The organism is Microvirga sp. KLBC 81, assembly GCF_003075415.1.
In the GTDB taxonomy this organism is placed as follows: Bacteria; Pseudomonadota; Alphaproteobacteria; order Rhizobiales; family Beijerinckiaceae; genus Microvirga.
Map to the genome: position 1 here is coordinate 149,393 of NZ_QDAH01000007.1, position 15,639 is coordinate 165,031.

At 60.6% G+C, this 15,639-nt stretch carries 21 protein-coding genes and 1 tRNA gene; 14 read left to right on the plus strand and 8 right to left on the minus strand.

Going from position 1 to position 15,639, the window contains the following annotated elements; all coding sequences use genetic code 11:
- Nucleotides 1-113: 113 nt before the first annotated feature.
- A complete protein-coding gene (locus tag DC522_RS07750) occupies nt 114-881 on the minus strand; it encodes a sulfite exporter TauE/SafE family protein (protein WP_116528122.1) in 768 nt (255 codons plus the stop codon).
- Nucleotides 882-1,132: 251 nt separating this feature from the next.
- On the opposite strand from DC522_RS07750, the gene DC522_RS07755 reads away from it, so the two are divergent.
- A complete protein-coding gene (locus DC522_RS07755; RefSeq protein WP_116528123.1) occupies nt 1,133-1,390 on the plus strand; it encodes a hypothetical protein in 258 nt (85 codons plus the stop codon).
- Between the two features lie 61 nt (nt 1,391-1,451).
- Here DC522_RS07755 and DC522_RS07760 read toward each other — a convergent pair whose 3' ends face one another.
- Nucleotides 1,452-2,990 (minus strand): hypothetical protein, encoded by a 1,539-nt coding sequence (locus tag DC522_RS07760; RefSeq protein WP_116528124.1) that lies wholly within the window; start codon nt 2,988-2,990, stop codon nt 1,452-1,454.
- A 70-nt stretch (nt 2,991-3,060) separates the two neighbouring features.
- Nucleotides 3,061-4,221 carry a TAXI family TRAP transporter solute-binding subunit gene (locus DC522_RS07765; protein ID WP_116528125.1) on the minus strand — a complete coding sequence of 387 codons (1,161 nt, stop codon included), beginning with the start codon at nt 4,219-4,221 and terminating at the stop codon, nt 3,061-3,063.
- Between the two features lie 379 nt (nt 4,222-4,600).
- Here DC522_RS07765 and minC point away from each other — a divergent pair, with 379 nt between their 5' ends.
- From minC to minE, 3 genes are read left to right on the plus strand one after another with little or no spacing between them, the layout of a single operon-like run.
- Nucleotides 4,601-5,329 carry a septum site-determining protein MinC gene (gene minC / locus DC522_RS07770; protein WP_371679091.1) on the plus strand — a complete coding sequence of 243 codons (729 nt, stop codon included), beginning with the start codon at nt 4,601-4,603 and terminating at the stop codon, nt 5,327-5,329.
- Between the two features lie 19 nt (nt 5,330-5,348).
- Nucleotides 5,349-6,164, plus strand: coding sequence for a septum site-determining protein MinD (gene minD, locus DC522_RS07775; protein ID WP_116528127.1), 816 nt, complete (start codon nt 5,349-5,351; stop codon nt 6,162-6,164).
- Nucleotides 6,161-6,427 (plus strand): cell division topological specificity factor MinE, encoded by a 267-nt coding sequence (gene minE, locus DC522_RS07780; RefSeq protein ID WP_047188165.1) that lies wholly within the window; start codon nt 6,161-6,163, stop codon nt 6,425-6,427. The genes minD and minE overlap by 4 nt, the downstream gene beginning before the upstream one ends.
- 55 nt (nt 6,428-6,482) lie before the next feature.
- Here the strand turns inward: minE and DC522_RS07785 are convergent, their stop codons facing one another.
- The 3 genes from DC522_RS07785 to DC522_RS07795 all read right to left on the minus strand — a co-directional run bounded on the left by DC522_RS07785 (nt 6,483) and on the right by DC522_RS07795 (nt 8,858).
- Nucleotides 6,483-7,673 (minus strand): thermonuclease family protein, encoded by a 1,191-nt coding sequence (locus tag DC522_RS07785; protein WP_116528128.1) that lies wholly within the window; start codon nt 7,671-7,673, stop codon nt 6,483-6,485.
- A complete protein-coding gene (locus DC522_RS07790; RefSeq protein WP_116528129.1) occupies nt 7,666-8,439 on the minus strand; it encodes a hypothetical protein in 774 nt (257 codons plus the stop codon). The genes DC522_RS07785 and DC522_RS07790 overlap by 8 nt, the downstream gene beginning before the upstream one ends.
- A 101-nt stretch (nt 8,440-8,540) precedes the next feature.
- Nucleotides 8,541-8,858 carry a septal ring lytic transglycosylase RlpA family protein gene (locus DC522_RS07795; protein ID WP_116528130.1) on the minus strand — a complete coding sequence of 106 codons (318 nt, stop codon included), beginning with the start codon at nt 8,856-8,858 and terminating at the stop codon, nt 8,541-8,543.
- A gap of 421 nt (nt 8,859-9,279) precedes the next feature.
- Here DC522_RS07795 and DC522_RS07800 point away from each other — a divergent pair, with 421 nt between their 5' ends.
- Nucleotides 9,280-10,230, plus strand: a complete 951-nt coding sequence (locus tag DC522_RS07800) for a DMT family transporter (RefSeq protein ID WP_116528131.1) — start codon at nt 9,280-9,282, stop codon at nt 10,228-10,230.
- Here DC522_RS07800 and DC522_RS07805 read toward each other — a convergent pair.
- The gene (locus DC522_RS07805; protein WP_116528132.1) at nt 10,227-10,514 is read right to left on the minus strand and encodes a hypothetical protein; all 288 of its coding nucleotides are present in this window, start codon (nt 10,512-10,514) and stop codon (nt 10,227-10,229) included. The two genes, DC522_RS07800 and DC522_RS07805, sit on opposite strands and share 4 nt — an antisense overlap.
- A 194-nt stretch (nt 10,515-10,708) precedes the next feature.
- On the opposite strand from DC522_RS07805, the gene DC522_RS07810 reads away from it, so the two are divergent.
- The 8 genes from DC522_RS07810 (at nt 10,709) to DC522_RS07845 (ending at nt 14,676) form a co-directional block, all read left to right on the plus strand.
- Nucleotides 10,709-11,026: a hypothetical protein gene (locus DC522_RS07810; RefSeq protein WP_133239251.1), complete on the plus strand. Its 318-nt coding sequence runs from the start codon at nt 10,709-10,711 to the stop codon at nt 11,024-11,026.
- Nucleotides 11,027-11,355: 329 nt separating this feature from the next.
- On the plus strand, nt 11,356-11,565 hold the full coding sequence (locus DC522_RS07815) for a cold-shock protein (RefSeq protein WP_116528134.1): 210 nt from the start codon (nt 11,356-11,358) through the stop codon (nt 11,563-11,565).
- A 97-nt stretch (nt 11,566-11,662) separates the two neighbouring features.
- The gene (infA, locus tag DC522_RS07820) at nt 11,663-11,941 is read left to right on the plus strand and encodes a translation initiation factor IF-1 (RefSeq protein ID WP_047187074.1); all 279 of its coding nucleotides are present in this window, start codon (nt 11,663-11,665) and stop codon (nt 11,939-11,941) included.
- 178 nt (nt 11,942-12,119) lie between these two features.
- A complete protein-coding gene (locus tag DC522_RS07825) occupies nt 12,120-12,383 on the plus strand; it encodes a hypothetical protein (protein WP_116528135.1) in 264 nt (87 codons plus the stop codon).
- Between the two features lie 20 nt (nt 12,384-12,403).
- Nucleotides 12,404-12,625 (plus strand): hypothetical protein, encoded by a 222-nt coding sequence (locus DC522_RS07830; RefSeq protein ID WP_116528136.1) that lies wholly within the window; start codon nt 12,404-12,406, stop codon nt 12,623-12,625.
- Nucleotides 12,626-12,854: 229 nt separating this feature from the next.
- Nucleotides 12,855-13,769, plus strand: a complete 915-nt coding sequence (locus DC522_RS07835; RefSeq protein ID WP_116528137.1) for a class I SAM-dependent methyltransferase — start codon at nt 12,855-12,857, stop codon at nt 13,767-13,769.
- A complete protein-coding gene (locus tag DC522_RS07840) occupies nt 13,766-14,515 on the plus strand; it encodes a pseudouridine synthase (RefSeq protein ID WP_116528138.1) in 750 nt (249 codons plus the stop codon). Before DC522_RS07835 ends, DC522_RS07840 begins: the two co-directional genes overlap by 4 nt.
- A gap of 84 nt (nt 14,516-14,599) precedes the next feature.
- Nucleotides 14,600-14,676, plus strand: a tRNA-Arg gene (locus DC522_RS07845).
- A 7-nt stretch (nt 14,677-14,683) separates the two neighbouring features.
- Here the strand turns inward: DC522_RS07845 and DC522_RS07850 are convergent.
- Nucleotides 14,684-15,118, minus strand: a complete 435-nt coding sequence (locus tag DC522_RS07850; RefSeq protein ID WP_133239252.1) for a hypothetical protein — start codon at nt 15,116-15,118, stop codon at nt 14,684-14,686.
- Between the two features lie 29 nt (nt 15,119-15,147).
- Between DC522_RS07850 and DC522_RS07855 the strand changes: the two genes are divergently transcribed.
- Nucleotides 15,148-15,582 carry a hypothetical protein gene (locus DC522_RS07855; protein WP_116528140.1) on the plus strand — a complete coding sequence of 145 codons (435 nt, stop codon included), beginning with the start codon at nt 15,148-15,150 and terminating at the stop codon, nt 15,580-15,582.
- The last annotated feature ends 57 nt before the right edge of the window (nt 15,583-15,639 follow it).

Genomic DNA, 15,639 nt, shown 5'->3' on the forward strand with positions numbered 1-15,639 from the left:
GAGAAAAACTGAGTCGAACCGTGACAGAAAGGGGGATGGTTGTGGCGTGAATCGGGCGGCGGCTCAAGAAAAGCGAAAGCCGCGCGCGAAAAGATCGCGCGCGGTTAACGGATTCAACGAATAAAGAAATACAGTGTCAGCGCCGCACCTACCGCGATCACCAGCCAGCGGATCACGCTCGCCGGCAGACGACGTCCGAAGACGACGCCGAGATAGCCGCCGATCACGGATGCCGCGCCGACGATGAGCGTCTCGGGCCAGCTTACGAGGCCCGCTGCGATGAACAACACGACGGCGACGAGCTGAATGAGCGTGGAGCAGAGGTGCTTTGCCGAATTGATGAGGTGGAAATCATCGCCCTCGGTGATGGCGAGGGCAGCGAGCATCACGATGCCCATGCCTGCGCCGAAGAAACCGCCATAGACCGCAACGAGCGTTTGGAACGCGAGGCCTGCCGCCCACGCGCGGGTCGAGGGGTGTTTGCCCTCGCTCTTTCCGATGCGGCGGGCGAGCGCCACGATGCGTGGGCTTGCGGCAAAGAGCAGGGTCGCGAACAGCAGAAGCCACGGCACGAGCTGGCGGAAGGACTCATTGTTCGTGACCGTGAGAATATAAGCTCCGCCCAGGCCGCCGATCAGGCTCACCACACTGAGGGCGGCGAACCGGCGGACATTGGCGGCAAGCTCTCGTCTGTAGGCCCAGGCGCTCGAAAGGTTCGCAGGCGTCACCGCGACCGCGCTGGTCGCATTGGCCACCACCGGAGGCAGGCCTGCCGCGACAAGGGCCGAGAAGGTGAAGAAGGTGCCGCCGCCTGCAATGGCGTTGACGAGACCTGCCGCAAGACCCGAAGCCGCAAGAAGAGCTGCAGTGGTAAGTTCCATGATCCGATCAATCTGGTGAGGGGAAAAGGCCAGGAGGGAGGGCCGGAAATAGCACGCTGAGGCTTTTAGAGCCCATTGGGCGAACGTCTAGCGCATCGTGCGGAAAAGTGGATCCACTTTTCCGCACGATGCGCTAGAGCGGCGGAAAGCGCGAAAAAGCGCGTCCTGATCCTTAAAATCCTAAGCTTTCCTGTGGATCACAGCTTGAGCGTCCATTGCTCTCGAGCCCGCAAAGGCGGAATTTAGAACACATGTCGAACGTCATCCCTCTCGTCCCGCGCCTGAAGCTGGCCAAATCCGCCGCCTCCGAGGCGGAGGAGCGCGCTGCGCTGGCGGCAGATCTGATCGATCTGATCGAGCGGGTGAGGGAAATGACCGAGCATGTGGCCGCCCTGTCCGGCCCCTCCCTCCAGATCCAGCAGACGGCCCAGCATCTTCTGGATGCCGGAACCACCCTGGAGCGGGCCGTCGAGTCGCTGACCGAAAACGGCGAGTGGGTGCCGTTCTAGAAACCCTGCGATGGTGGGGGCTGAGGCGTCAGCCTCCGGTTCACGGCCGAATCCCGACCCTCTATTTCAGCGCCTCCATCCGTTCTCCCGCCTGGGCGATTCCGAGGGCGCGAGCCCGCGCATAGAATTCCTGCGCCTTGGCCACATCGCCCCGAATGCCTAAGACCCGCAGCCTTGAGAGCACATTCGGATCGAACGTCTCGGCCATCAGGAAGGCGGCGCGCGGGTTGCCGCTTGCCAGTGACCGCTCGAGGAGAAGGCGAGCTCCGCTCACATCCCCTTTGCTAAGAAGCTCTTCCGCACGGGCGACGAAGCGGTCGTCTGCCTTAACGGTATCCGCCGGGGTATTCTTGATTTCTGCCTGCGGAGAAGCCTTCATCTGGTCCAAGGGCTTTGGGGCAACCGGCAGCGGTTGGCTATTGTCCGGCAGGGATGCGACCACGACGGGTGCAGACTCCCTTCGTGGGAGGGCGGATGTGATGTCCTGCGGAGCCGCTTCGATCTGAGGCGGAGACGAGATCTTCTGAGGCTGAATATTCTCCTGGGCCTGGGGCAGCGGGGCATCCATCCCTTTGCCCGCCATCCGGAACACCAGAGGCGTGGCGCTCGGCTGATAGGGCTCCCGGAGAGTGCGTAGCTGCTCGAGGACATGGGTGAGTTCTTTGGTGAGGGTGTCTCTCCGAATCCGCTCCTGCGCGAGTGCATTCCTCAGCTCGGTCACTCGGGCCGATTCGGACGCAATCGCCTCATTCTTGAAAAGCTGCAAGGCGCGCAGCTCCTGCTCCATGCTGGCAAGCTGGTGGACGGCGTTGTCTCTTTGCTCCCGTTCCTGTCGCAGGCGGGTCTCCAGTTCGACCGTGTTCGGTGGCGGTGCAGGCTTATCCTGCTCTTTCATCTCCTGCAGAGTCTGATACGCAGCCTGAAGGCTCGCGAGCTCACGCATGACGGCTTCGACCCTCTCCTGCTCCTTGCGCAGGGCTTGCTGCATCTCGGATGCCTTCGCTTCCTTGGAGGCCGCTTCCATCTCCAGCCGTGTCTTCAGGGCATTATTCTCCTGCATGAGATCGTTCAGCGTCGTGGAGATCATGCTGCTGTTGGATTGCTCCTGCTCCAGTGCCATCTGCAGATCGGCTGCGTTCGATCCAGCAGAGGTAGCAGGTGCGCTGCAGGTCGCCGGCAGCGCCGTTTCCTCGGTCGGATTCGGCGAAGATGCGGAAGCTCCTCTGATACCGGCGGCCTCAAGGATCGCGAGGAAGTTGGGATCACGCAGGTGCTCGTTGAGGAGAATGGCGAGAGAGCCGATCTCGATGGCCGCGTTGAGGCTGTTCTCTGCGCCGCTCAGATCGCCCTCGCGGACTGAGGCTTCAAGCTTTTCGGCAAATTGTATTCTGTCCGAGGTCGTCAAAAGAACCTGCAGAAGGTGCTGAAGGTTGCTCGAGGCTCCCAAGTGGTCAGGGACGTTGGTGTCTGCCACCATGCCAAGGCTCTCGGCAGTGCGGCTTTGGGCGAATGCAGGGCCGAGAAGCGAAAGGCTGATCAATGCGCCGGCCAGCAACTCGGTCGCTAAACGTTTCGATGTCGATACATCCCGTCCATTCATGTCGGACCTCCTTCGCTGATCGCCAAAGGCTTGATGCTCAGCCTTTGGCCTCGGTCCAGTTGGATCTTGATTAGTCTTGCCGGGTGCTCCGCCGGGTCACTTTCTGCCGATTGTTTTGCCATGCCAGGAAATCTCGGAAGAGAGCTTCGCGTTGCTCCGCCGTGACGTTGAGCCCTCTGCTGTTCATGAAGCTCTCGAAGCTTTGGACTTCGGCCGACGGATTGCCTGCCGCAGCGCGGTCCAACCAGTCCTGAGCAGGCTTGACGCGCTCCCAGCCGGGCACGTCCGCAGCCAAATTGACTTCCTTCCATTTCGGATGCCGGCCCGGTTGGAGAAACTCGTCGAAACGGGAGAAGAACGCATTCACGAAACGGTTGACCCGGGAATACCGATCGGAGTTTTCGGGCCAGTTGAATACGGCAAGCAGGCTGCCGACAGCCAAGGTTTCGGCTGGCTGATTCCTGTCCACGAGCTGCGGGTAATCCTCACTGGTGAGGCGGGCTGGGAAGTAGCTCTCCGCGATCTCTCCTTCAAAGGGAATAGAGATAAGATGGAAGCGTCCGTCAGTCTGGAATTCCGCAATCGCGCGCACGGGCCGTCCGGCGACGTAGACGGCGGCCTGGATTTCTCCGGACTTGAGCTTCGCGTAGGAGGAGGCTTGGTCGAATGTCGTGACGTCAGGCTTGATTCCGAGCTTCTCGAAAATGAGACGCGAGGTCAGGTTCGTTCCGCTGCCGGCCTTGTCGATATTGACCTTCTTGCCGTCGAGCTGCCGGATGTCCGTGATCTCCCGGCTTGCGATGATATGGACCTCCTCGTTGTAGAGGCGGGTAATGAAACGCAGGCGCCGAGTTGCATTGTCCTGAAGGTTCTCGGCCTTCAGCTGCTCCCGGGCATCCATCTGCACGATCCCGATATCGACGCCGCGCAGGAACATGATGTCCCGAAGGTTCTGCAGCGAGCCGCGTCCGATCATCGGCAGAACGCGCAGGTCCTCACCATCGAGGACATTGGCAAGATCGGCTGCAATACGGATGTAGGTGCCGTCAGCCCCGCCTGAGATGACTCCTACAGTACCGCTATTGGCGCGGGAGGAATTGAATGTCGGTGCGGTCTGGGCCGATGCACCGGCCAGACCGGAGATGAGTATGGCTGCGGCGACAGGGGCTTGATGCAACAGAAGTTTCAGAAATCTGCGTGCTGAGAGAAAACCATAAGCTCGATCCGACATTCTCGTCCTCCCTGGACATGCCTTTCGGCTGCTTGTCGATCGTTTTGTTTCTGTTCGTTTTTTAGGAATCGATTTCCAATTTCAGAAAAGCAAAACGAAGGAAGAACGATCCTATGCCCCTTGTGAGCATGGTCAATTGAGCTTTGACCTCTGAATACTACGCATGAAGTGATAGAGACTACTCACAAAGGGATATGTTTTATCTTTATATTCCTTGCGGGAGTGCAATTTCTCATCCGCCAACTGCCAGGCTTTGCCGGGCGAGGAAGCCGTTTTGGCCCGTGGCGTTAAGAAAATTGTTAGCACCAGGCGGCTCTTTTAACGGTCCGTTAACCATAAGCGTTCGAAATCAGGGGGTATTAAAGGAATTTGAGCTCCCGTGACCATCGCCGTTCGCCCCCGCCCCTCTCTTCGCTTCCGTGGCAGGTCCTTCATGGCCCTGGTCCTCGCGCCTGAAGTGCCGCTGAGGGACTGGCTCGAGGATCTCGACGCCGTGTCGGAGCGTTCGCCCGGATTTTTCTCCGGTCGCCCGATCATTGCCGACGTCTCCAACCTCAAGCCGTCCAAATCAGAGCTGAAGTTTCTCTTGGCCGCTTTCAGGATGCGCAATATCCGCATCATCGGCCTCGAGGGTGCTGCGCCTGAGAATGTCGAGCCCGACATGCCGCCGCAAATCACCGGCGGCAAGCCTGCGGGCGAGATCGACGTGACGGATCCCGCTGGCACCGCCGATACGGCGGTTTCTGCCGTCTCCGCATTCAGCCACCAGCCCTCCGCCGAGAAGTCGCTGATGATCGAAGGCTCCGTGCGCTCGGGCCAGTCGATCCTGCATCCCGAAGGCGACGTCACGGTTCTCGGCTCCGTTGCCTCGGGCGCGGAGATCGTGGCCGGCGGCTCCATCCATGTTTACGGCGCGTTGCGCGGCCGCGCGATTGCCGGCTGCACGGGCAATGGCCGTGCGCGCATCTTCTGCAGAAAGTTCGAGGCCGAGCTCATTGCTGTCGACGGTCTCTACAAGACCGCCGACGATCTCGGCACAAAGTTCCACGGTCAACCCATCCAGGTTCACCTGGATGGCGATTCGATCATCCTGCAAACCCTGGATTGATAGAGAAAGAGAGACGACAATGGCCAAAGTCTTGGTCGTAACATCCGGCAAAGGTGGCGTTGGCAAGACCACGTCCTCGGCAGCTCTGGGCGCGGCGCTCGCGCATGGCGGCGACAAGGTCGTTGTCATCGACTTTGACGTCGGCCTGCGCAATCTCGATCTCGTCATGGGCGCGGAGCGCCGCGTGGTGTTCGACCTCATCAACGTGGTGCAGGGCGATGCCAAGCTCTCTCAGGCTCTCATCCGCGACAAGCGCCTTGAAAACCTCTCGCTGCTTCCCGCCTCGCAGACCCGCGACAAGGACGCGCTGACGGAAGAGGGCGTGGCCAAAGTGCTCAACGAGCTGCGCGAGAAGTTCGACTGGATCATCTGCGACAGCCCGGCCGGCATCGAGCGCGGCGCCACCATGGCCATGCGCCATGCGGATGTGGCCGTCGTCGTCACCAATCCGGAAGTGTCGTCGGTTCGCGACTCCGATCGCATCATCGGCCTCCTCGATTCCAAGACCGAGAAGGCGGAGAAGGGCGACCGCATCGAGAAGCACCTTCTGCTCACCCGCTACGATCCCGCCCGCGCCGAGCGTGGCGAGATGCTCAAAGTTGACGACGTGCTGGAAATCCTCTCCATTCCGCTCATCGGCATCATCCCCGAGAGCGAAGAGGTCCTGCGCGCCTCCAACGTAGGCTCGCCGGTGACCCTCAACAACCCGTCGAGCGCACCGGGCCGCGCCTATTTCGATGCCGCACGCCGGCTGAAGGGCGAGACCGTCGAGATCACGATCCCGAGCGACAAGAAGGGTCTGTTCGGCAAACTGTTCGGACGGAGGGCCGCATGAGCCTCATGAGTTTCTTCAACCGCCGCACCTCGGCGCCTGTTGCGCGCGAGCGCCTGCAGATCCTGCTGGCGCATGAGCGCGGCATCGTCGGCGGGCAGCCCGATCTGGTGGCGAAGCTGCGCGAGGAAATCCTTGCCGTCGTCCGCCGCCACGTGATGGTCGAGCACGACAATGTTCAGGTGAAAATGAACCGCGATGCGGATATCTCGACCCTCGAGATCGAGGTCGAGATTCCGGCTCCGGTCCCGGTCGGCGCTCGCTGACCGACGGTCTTCCAAGATGGTGAAGCGGCTTCTGCGATGCAGGGGCCGTTTTGCTTTATGGCTGCTTGCTCCACACGCCGAGCTTCGCCTCGCGCGCCTTATCCGCGGCAGCCTTCAGCTCCGGCGTTGCCTCGGCAGTAGGCTGTCCGCCGCCATTGTAGAGGATAACCCGCGACAGATCCTGCCCGCCGACGCGGCAGCGATAGGTATCATTGCCGCCCGCAGGTTCGCACGTCACTTCGCGACCCTGCAGATAAGCTGTCAGATCCTCCGGCTTGCCGGCGCCCGGTGCCCATTCCACGCCGAAGAGGCGAACCACTTCGCCTTCCAGTGACAGGGTGGCGGTGTCGATGACATCCGGTACGCCACGCAAGGTGCGACCGTCCGACGAACGCGACGCAGCAGACGGTGCATTGGCAACCTGGCTGGCGGTCACGGAGCCTGTGTCCGATGGACCATCGGTGCTTGCCTGCGTGATGTCGTCGGGACGAAGGACAAGGAACGCGCCGAGGCCCAGAAGCAGCAGAACGGCCGCCACAGCGCCCAAGGCGAAGCCGGGGCGGCGGGATACGGGCTTCTCCTGAAGCTTGTCGAAGAAGGCTTCAGCGCGCTCCCTGGAATCGGCAATCGAATTGGCCAATCCCTTTCGAACATTCGCCATCTTGCCGCTGCTGGTGAGGGCAGGCGGTGCTTTCAGATTTTCGGACATCCTCCTGGACCAGGCGTGAAAGCGGGCCTTGCCTTTGCGCCAATGGTTCAGCGCGTGCGTGTCGGGAGAGGGGGGCTGCTTGCTCCCCGGTGCCGGTTCGTTCGAGCCGAGGGTCAGCCAGTCCCGCTTCAACTCCTGTTTCGGCGGCGAAAGCTCGTGATGTGCCGGGGTCGACGCCAATTCATCTGGGGACGACTGTGGCTTGGGAGGCGATTTGAAGAGAACGGGGTGGAGGGTGCGCAGCTCGGCAAGAAGATCCTGCAAGGTGAATGGCACCGTCTCTCCATTCCTCTCGATCATGCGCGGCTGGCCGTTTGCGTCGATCACGGCGAGCTTCATCTCGCCATCGACCTCGGACGGACGTAGAGAGGACTCGATGATGAGCTCCAGAGCCCGGCGCGCATCGTCGGTCGGATTGATCTTGTCGACCTCGGCATGGATGAGCGCACGCATGCGCTCCCTCATTTGGACGGCATGACCGATGGGGGTATTGCCGAGATGATGCGAATTATCTCGAACGGACGTGATATCACTCATTCGACATTCTCTCCGAAGCAGGAGTGCGCCTACGCGACTGCGTGAGCAATGTGCTGTGCTCCGCAACGATCACAGGTTTCTCGCCGATGAACTCCACAATGAGCTGAAGCGCGCCGGAGCCTTGCGACATGCGGCGACGCTTTGGATTGATTGCGGTGTAATCGAACACGGCATGCACCTTGCAGACCGTGCCGGCGGGATTGCAATCGGTGCCGATAGCCTCCGGGCGGGGGCGATACTCACGCTCTGGCCAGCGGCGAATGAAGCGCTGCTTTTCCCTGTACAATCGCTCCAGGCTGACCGTGCGCCCATGGAAAAGCACGCGCGGGGCATAAAGCTCGGCTGTCGCATCGAGCGCGGTGTCATTCCGCGCCGACCACGACGCCAGATAATCGATGGCAAAGTCCTTCGCCACATCTGCGCGCGAGGTGCGTCGTTCGGGCTGCGGTTGATGTTGAGGCTCCGCCGCTTTGGTGCGTGATTCAGGATGCGACTGCTGCACAGGCGGCGGTGGCGAGGCGGGTGGCGATTGTGCGGAGGGTGGCGCAGCCTGCGGCGGCTGCAGAGGCTGCTGTGCTTCCGGTGTAGGCGAGATGGGCGGCAGCTTAAGAGTCTGTGAGGGTGCGGCAGGCAGTCGCGGTATTGCACCGCTCTCCGCGGGTGGGTCGACCCATGGTTGCGCGTTTTGCGCAAGAACGACGGGACCGCCTGCGCCGAGCAGCGCAAGAATGGACAATGTCGATGTCAGCAACCGACCAGCCTGCATGTGATGTTCCGAACAGCCTTCTCACAACGAAAAAGGTGACCGGGGAAAAGCAGGCTGGAGGGTTCTGAGTTCCATCCGGAACATTGTCGGAAGGGTCCCGATCAGAGCTCCGCGACGGTGACGGCGCCGACGCCCGAAATGCCGATGGCTTGGGCCGAGGCGCGCGAGAGGTCGATCACGCGGCCATGCGCATAAGGGCCACGGTCGTTGATGCGCACGACCACCGACTTGCCGGTGCGCTTGTTCACGACACGCACCTTCGTGCCGAAGGGCAGGGTGCGGTGGGCTGCAGTCAGGTCATTGGTGTTGAAGGTTTCACCACTTGCCGTCCGGCGTCCGTGAAAGCCGGGGCCGTACCAGGAGGCGCGACCGCTCTGAATGACTTTTCCGGAGGTTTCCTGCGGCTGGGCCTGTGCCATCGAGGCAGGGAGGAAAGCTGCAGCCGAGAGAATTAAGGTCGCGACGTGAAGTGTTGCCTTTCGTTGATCCACAATGCATTCCCATGTTGTTGTCACTGGCGCGCAAAATGGAGGCTAATAAGGCAACAATAAGACCTTCATTGTTGTTGAACTCATCGAGTTAACATTGTCTTTACTGAACATGCATTCATCTTAGACGCTGGGCAGTATAACGGTTTGTAGATTCTAGCCTGGGTAGGCTTGTTGAACTGAAGCTCAACAGACGGCGCTCCGGCCCCTAAGCACAGGATCCATTCATCGAGAGCATGGTTCGGGTGCCGAGTTTGCACTTCTCATCGCGGCAAAATGAACTTCTAGTGGCACAAACCAATTGCCTCCAGGCTCGCAGCGCCCACCTGCGGGCCTCTTTTTTGAGACCCTCATGACCATTGCTTCCCGGGCTGCCGAGACCGAGGCGCCGTCAACGATCACCAAACGGCCCTCTGACGCGCAGGCGACTCAATCGCCGGTGCGGGGCATTCTGTTGCTTGTAGCTTCTACGGTCGTCTTTTCCGTTTGTGACATTGCCACCAAACATCTCGCGGCGACGCTGCCTGCGACCGAGATCGCCTGGATTCGTTACGCCATCTTCTCCTGCATCGTCATTCCCGTGATCCTGCTCACGGGAGGCAAGTCGCTGTTCCGTTCAAAGCGTCCGGGTCTTCAGATCCTGCGGAGCTTCGGCATGATCGGCTCGACCTTGCTCTTCACGCAGGGCCTGCGCTACCTGCCGGTGGCGGAATCAACCGCGATCCACTTCATCTCACCGGTCCTCATCATGGCTCTGTCGATTCTCTTTCTGAGAGAGTCGGTAGGTTGGCGGCGCTGGACCGCGGCCCTTGTCGGCCTTGTGGGTGTGCTGGTCATCATTCGGCCCGGAACGGATGCCTTTCAGGTTGCGGCGCTCTTTCCGCTGCTCGGCGCGGCAAGCTGGGCCGCTGGTGCGGTGGTGACACGCAAGATGAGCGGCGGCGAACACCCGCTGACGACGCTTGCCTACTCGGCCGTCGGCGGCTGCCTGATTTTGAGCCTGTCGCTTCCCTTCAATTGGGTGACGCCCTCGGGAAGTGAGATGGGCTTTGCTCTTCTGATGGGTGTGCTTTTCGCCATCGGCCAATGGTTCGTCGTCCTGGCCTATCGTCACGGCAACGCGTCCGTGATCGCACCTTTCTCTTATGTGCAGCTGATCTGGGCGGGAGCGCTCGGCTATCTGGTCTTCGGCGCGCTGCCGGATGGCTCGACCATCGTGGGCGCCTGCATCATCGCGGCGAGTGGCCTCTATACCGCCTATCGCGAACGCGTGCGCATGTTGCAGCGGAGAGTGGGAGCTTAGGCTCCCGCCGAGTGCACGACGCGCAGGCGCGGGCGCGCAGCGCGGCTGTAGAAGGTGAGCACGACACAATCCTCAACCATGTCGCCCTCGATGAGGCGATAGCTGAACTGCTCCGCAACGGCGCGCACCTGTCCGAGATTGGCCTTCGAAATGCGGCGGCTGAACTCCGAGACGTCCTGGCTCATGAGTGCGGCCAGCATGCCGACCTCGACGCCCTGGTCGAAATCAGCGCTGCGCGCCGGAAAACGAAGCCGCAACCCCTCGGCAAGGTGGATGTGATGCATGTGATCCCGTTCACTTCACAACGTTTCATCCGGGTTATGGCCCACAACATCCTACTGCTTGCTTAAAGCTGCGCTGCGGCGAACCTCCTTGTGGATAGGACGGACAAGGTTGGCCTGGATCCGAAAGCCCCTTCCCGGCATTTATTCTTTCGTAGGCTTTGCGGTTGGCGGCTGGGCAGATGAGGGAGTTGGAGATGAGGCTTCAGGTAGTGGGTGTCGTACTCATGGCTGGACTTCTGGCTCAAGAGGCCTCCGCGGCGGACATGACGTACAGGACCGCGACCCGAACCACCCGCGTGACCCGTGTGACGCCCGTTGTCCCCGAGCGCGCGATTGCCCGCCTGGCGGACCAGGGCCTCGGCTACTCGGTCCTGCATGAACCCATCGGCGTGCCGCAGCAGGGCTATCGGGTGCATGTCACCTGCACCATTACCGAAACCTTCAGGCAGACCTATTGTCCGACCCCCACCTACGTGGCCATCTGTCCCAACGCCATCATCGATTGTCGTTAGTTGCCGACTGGAACCGTGTAAGGCGGTATGGCTGTCATGTGATTAGATCTCCCGAAATCCAGGGAAAGTTGTTCCATGCAGGGCCAAGTTTTTGGCATTAAGGAATAAAAATAAAATAATTTTACTTCTCCTATGTGCCTTGTATTTGCCTGATTGGGGCACTAGGTATCTTCCATCGACATTTGGCCGGACAATCGGGCCGTTACGCCTTGGCATGCCAGGCGCACGTTCAGACACTCTCCCAAACATCGACGAACCCGAGACTGAGGTCGTGCTCTCGCACGCCTTCAAGCTCACGTGCACTGACGCATAAACTCAAGGATATTCCCATGATTACGGGCACCGTAAAATTCTACAACGACCAGAAGGGCTTCGGCTTCATTCAGCCGGACAACGGCGACAAGGACGTGTTCGTCCACGCTACCGCTCTCGAGCGCGCCGGCATCCGCGGCCTTCGCGAAGGCCAGAAGGTGTCCTTCGACACGGCTGAGGACCGCCGCTCCGGCAAGGTCGCCGTCAACAATATCCAGACGGCGTAAAGCTCCGTCTCTTCATCAGGCGGCGTGGCGGACCACGCCACCTGCCAAAGCCGCCCTTCGGGAGCGGCTTTTTTGTTTTTGTAAAAGGAGTTTCTCAATGGCCAAGGAAGAACTGATCACGTTCGAAGGCGAAGTCATCGAAATCCTGCCGGATGCTCGCTACCGGGTGAAGCTTGAGAGCGGTCACGAGATCGTCGCTTACACGGCAGGCAAGATGAAGAAGAACCGCATCAAGACCCTCGCCGGCGACCGTGTGACTGTCGAGATGTCGCCCTACGATCTCGACAAGGGGCGGCTCATCTTCCGTCACAAGGACAGCGGTTCGGGCGCTCCCCGTCCGGCAGGTGCACGCCGTCCGCAGTTCCGCCGCCGCTAAAGCATCGGATGGATCCCAAAAGTGGAGTCCACTTTTGAGTCCGATGCTTCCTCTTTCAAGCAGAGCATCGTTGAAAGCGACCCGAAGGGCCGCGCCAGCGAATAACCGGATCCACTTTTTAAGCACGATGCTCTAAGCGGCGCCCTGGCTGAGGATGTCAGCCCAACAAAGGTTCACAATGCCTGAAAAGACTTGGACGTTCGAGGCAGGCGATTTGGTGCCGGAATGGCTCATGCGCCAGACCAACTGCGTGCTGCGGTTCGGCCGCGACGCCATCGTCGTCGAAACCAACGGCGAGTTCCAGATCTATCCGGCCAGCGCCATGGAAGCTGACGACACGATGGTGCTGGCCGAGATCATCGACCAGGAGATCGACGCGGAGGTCGAGCATACCCTCCCGATCCGGGCCCATACGGTGCCCCGATCGATGTCGCTGAATTGACCATCGCACGGGAGGCTTTCATGAGCCACAAATATGCCCTGGGCCAGTTGGTTCATCCCGCTGGCACGCGCTTCGCCGATCGGACGAATGGCGTTTACGAGATCGTCCGTCTCATGCCGGAGAGCAGCAACGGCGAGTTCGGCTACAGGATCAGGCACACCACGAACGGAACTGAGCGTGCCGTCGGAGAGTCCGAGATTCGGGCTGTTTCTGCTGAGCAGTCGCCTTTTTCTACACATTGAGGCAGGGGCTCGAAAGCTGTCGGCTCCTTAGCGCCTCGTGCGGGACCGGAGGTCCGCGCCAGTGAAAAGTGGCCTCGGTTTTCCGCATAAACGATGGTTCCTCTCAAGAATGAGCATCGGATCGGTCCCAAAAGTGCAAATCCACTTTTCACGTCCGAGGCTGTAGAGGTTTACCTTCCAAGCCCCGGCATAATAAGAACACGGCTCGTTCAGCGTGGACCGAGCAGCTTTGCAAGACATCACATCAACCGGCGTTTATGGAACGCCACCAGCAGAACTGGCCGAAGCGCCGGCCGGCAGCACCCAGTTTTCGCCCCTGATCCCGGGCTCCGGAAAGCTGGAGGATCAAGCGGAGGGCTCCCTGAAAGAGATCGTGGTGCTTGCTCCTCCAGGCACCGTGGAGCGGCGCTACACCGTCGCTCTGGCCTTGAAGGCGCTGGCCTCTGGCGGTGTGCTCACGATCCTCGCACCCAAGGACAAGGGCGGATCGCGTCTCGCAAAGGAGCTGAGGAGCTTCGGCTGTGCTGTGAACGAAACCTCTCGCCGCCATTACCGCATCTGCACCTGCGCGCGGCCCAACCAGCTCGTCGGTATCGAGGAGGCCATCGCCGAGGGCGCGCCGCGCTTCGATGAAGCACTCAAGCTGTGGACGCAGCCCGGCGTGTTCAGCTGGAACCGCCTGGATCCCGGCAGCGCTCTTCTTGAGGAGAACCTGCCTTATCTCAGTGGAAGGGGCGCGGATTTCGGCTGCGGTATTGGCATTCTCTCCCGCACGATTCTTGCCTCTCCGAAGGTTGAGCATCTGGTGATGCTCGACATCGACCGCCGCGCCACCGAGATGGCGAGGCGCAATGTCGACGACACCCGTGCCGATATCCGCTGGGGGGATGTGCGCAGCGGCGTGCGTCTCAGCGGCCTCGATTTCGTGGTGATGAACCCGCCGTTCCACGATGGCGGCGCCGAGGATCAGAGCTTGGGTCAGAGCTTCATCCGCAAGGCCGCCGAGGCCTTGCGTCCAGGCGGCATGCTCTGGCTCGTCGCCAACCGTCACCTGCCCTATGAGGGCGTGCTGAAACCTCTGTTCAGGCGTGTGACCCCCAAGATAGAGGCTGCCGGATACAAGATCTACGAGGCCCAGAAATGAGCAAGGCTCCCACGCTTCGTCTCGACCGGCTGCTCGCCAATATGGGCTATGGCTCGCGTCGCGAGGTGCAGCAGCTCGTTTATGCCGGTCTCGTCACGCTCGATGGCGAGACCCTTGAGGATGCGGATGACCGTATCGTCGTAACCCGCGACCTCTCGGAGCGTATGCTCATCCGCGGCAAGCCGCTCGATCCGCCGCCCGGCCTCGCGCTGATGCTGCACAAGCCTCTCGGCGTGACCTGTTCGCACAAGGAGGCGGGGCCCATCGTCTATGGTCTCCTGCCCGAGCGCTGGCGCCGCCGCGATCCGGCGATCTCCACCGTCGGCCGGCTCGACAAGGAAACCTCGGGCCTTCTGCTCATGACCGATGACGGCAATCTGCTGCACCGGATCATCTCGCCCCGCGCCAATATCTCCAAGCGCTACCATGTGACCCTCGATCGCCCCCTGCGCGGTGACGAGGCGGAGATCTTCGCCGCCGGCACGCTGATGCTGGAGGGGGAGGACAGGCCGCTCCTGCCGGCCGAGATGGAGGCGCTCTCGGACACAAGCGCCTATCTCACCATCACCGAGGGGCGCTATCACCAGGTCCGCCGCATGTTCGCGGCCGTCGGCAACCACGTGACCGCCCTGCACCGTGACAAGATCGGAAATCTGGCACTGCCCGAGGATCTGGAGCCCGGCCAGTACAGACCCCTGACCGAAGCCGATTTGGCGCTGATCCTGCCGCCCGTCAAAACGGCTTGAGCTGCGACCACTCAACGCCTCTGCTGTCAGAGGTTGTCTTGAAGACCCTAATCGGGTAGGGAAGAGATCAGTCAGAGGCCTCAAGCACCCGTAGCTCAGCTGGATAGAGCGTTGCCCTCCGAAGGCAAAGGTCACACGTTCGAATCGTGTCGGGTGCGCCATTACTTTTCAATGACTTAGTTCATAAAGCTGCGCGGCTCCAATAGGCTTGGGTAAGCAATAGGTAAGCAAGCGGCGCGGTTTCGCGGTCTTGATGTCTGCTTTCAAAAAGCGAATCGGGAAGCGCGGCAGCGGAAACGCTACACCTCCTAACCTCAGCATCCGCTCATTGCATTCGACCACACGACGGCTAGCCTCTTTGCGTGTGGCCTCCCTGCCGTTTCTCGGAAACGGGAGCCCTAGTCCCGGCAGAGTAGCCGTCATGCTCCAAGCCCACATGCTTTGTTGTGGTCCATGCGATTCCTGGTGGACGTTACCGATGTAGGTATCCCACCGACTATCGCTCGTCCGATCCAGCTTGTCCTCGTCGAAGCAGGTGAACTGCGTCTCAAGCCAACTGTCATCCGGGAAGGCTTCAGAGGTTTTCATCCAGTAGATTTTCATGACGACCGCATGTAGGGCCAAGAGAGCGAATGGCACAGAACGAAAGGCCGCAGGCTCTCACCATGCCAAACTATTCCCTCCAGCATCTCTGTGGGCATTCAATCGAAGAAAATCTTTCAGAGACGAGGGTAGATGACATCCGCGGCCTAGTAGCAGGCGTCCTATGCCCAATATGCCAGACAGCCCGCCAGAGCCAAATCAGCAGCGACCTCAGTTGGCCACTCCCGCCACTAGCCGGCACTGAAAAGCAGGTCGCTTGGGCACAGCGGCTTCGCGCAGAAGTGCTGAGCGGCATCCTGAATGCCAAGGCTAATGCTAAACACGATGAACTCTTTTCCTTGGTCCTGAACGATTTGCATCAGGATGTTCTCAAACAAAGCACGGCAAAGTGGTGGATTGATAACCGCAAGATGTCCGTCATGGATCTTGTGAGAGACTACTATTTAGAGCAACGGCAGTTCTGACGGAATCGTTGGGGCTATGCGGTGTGGCGGCTTCGTGATTCACTCATCTTGGCTCTC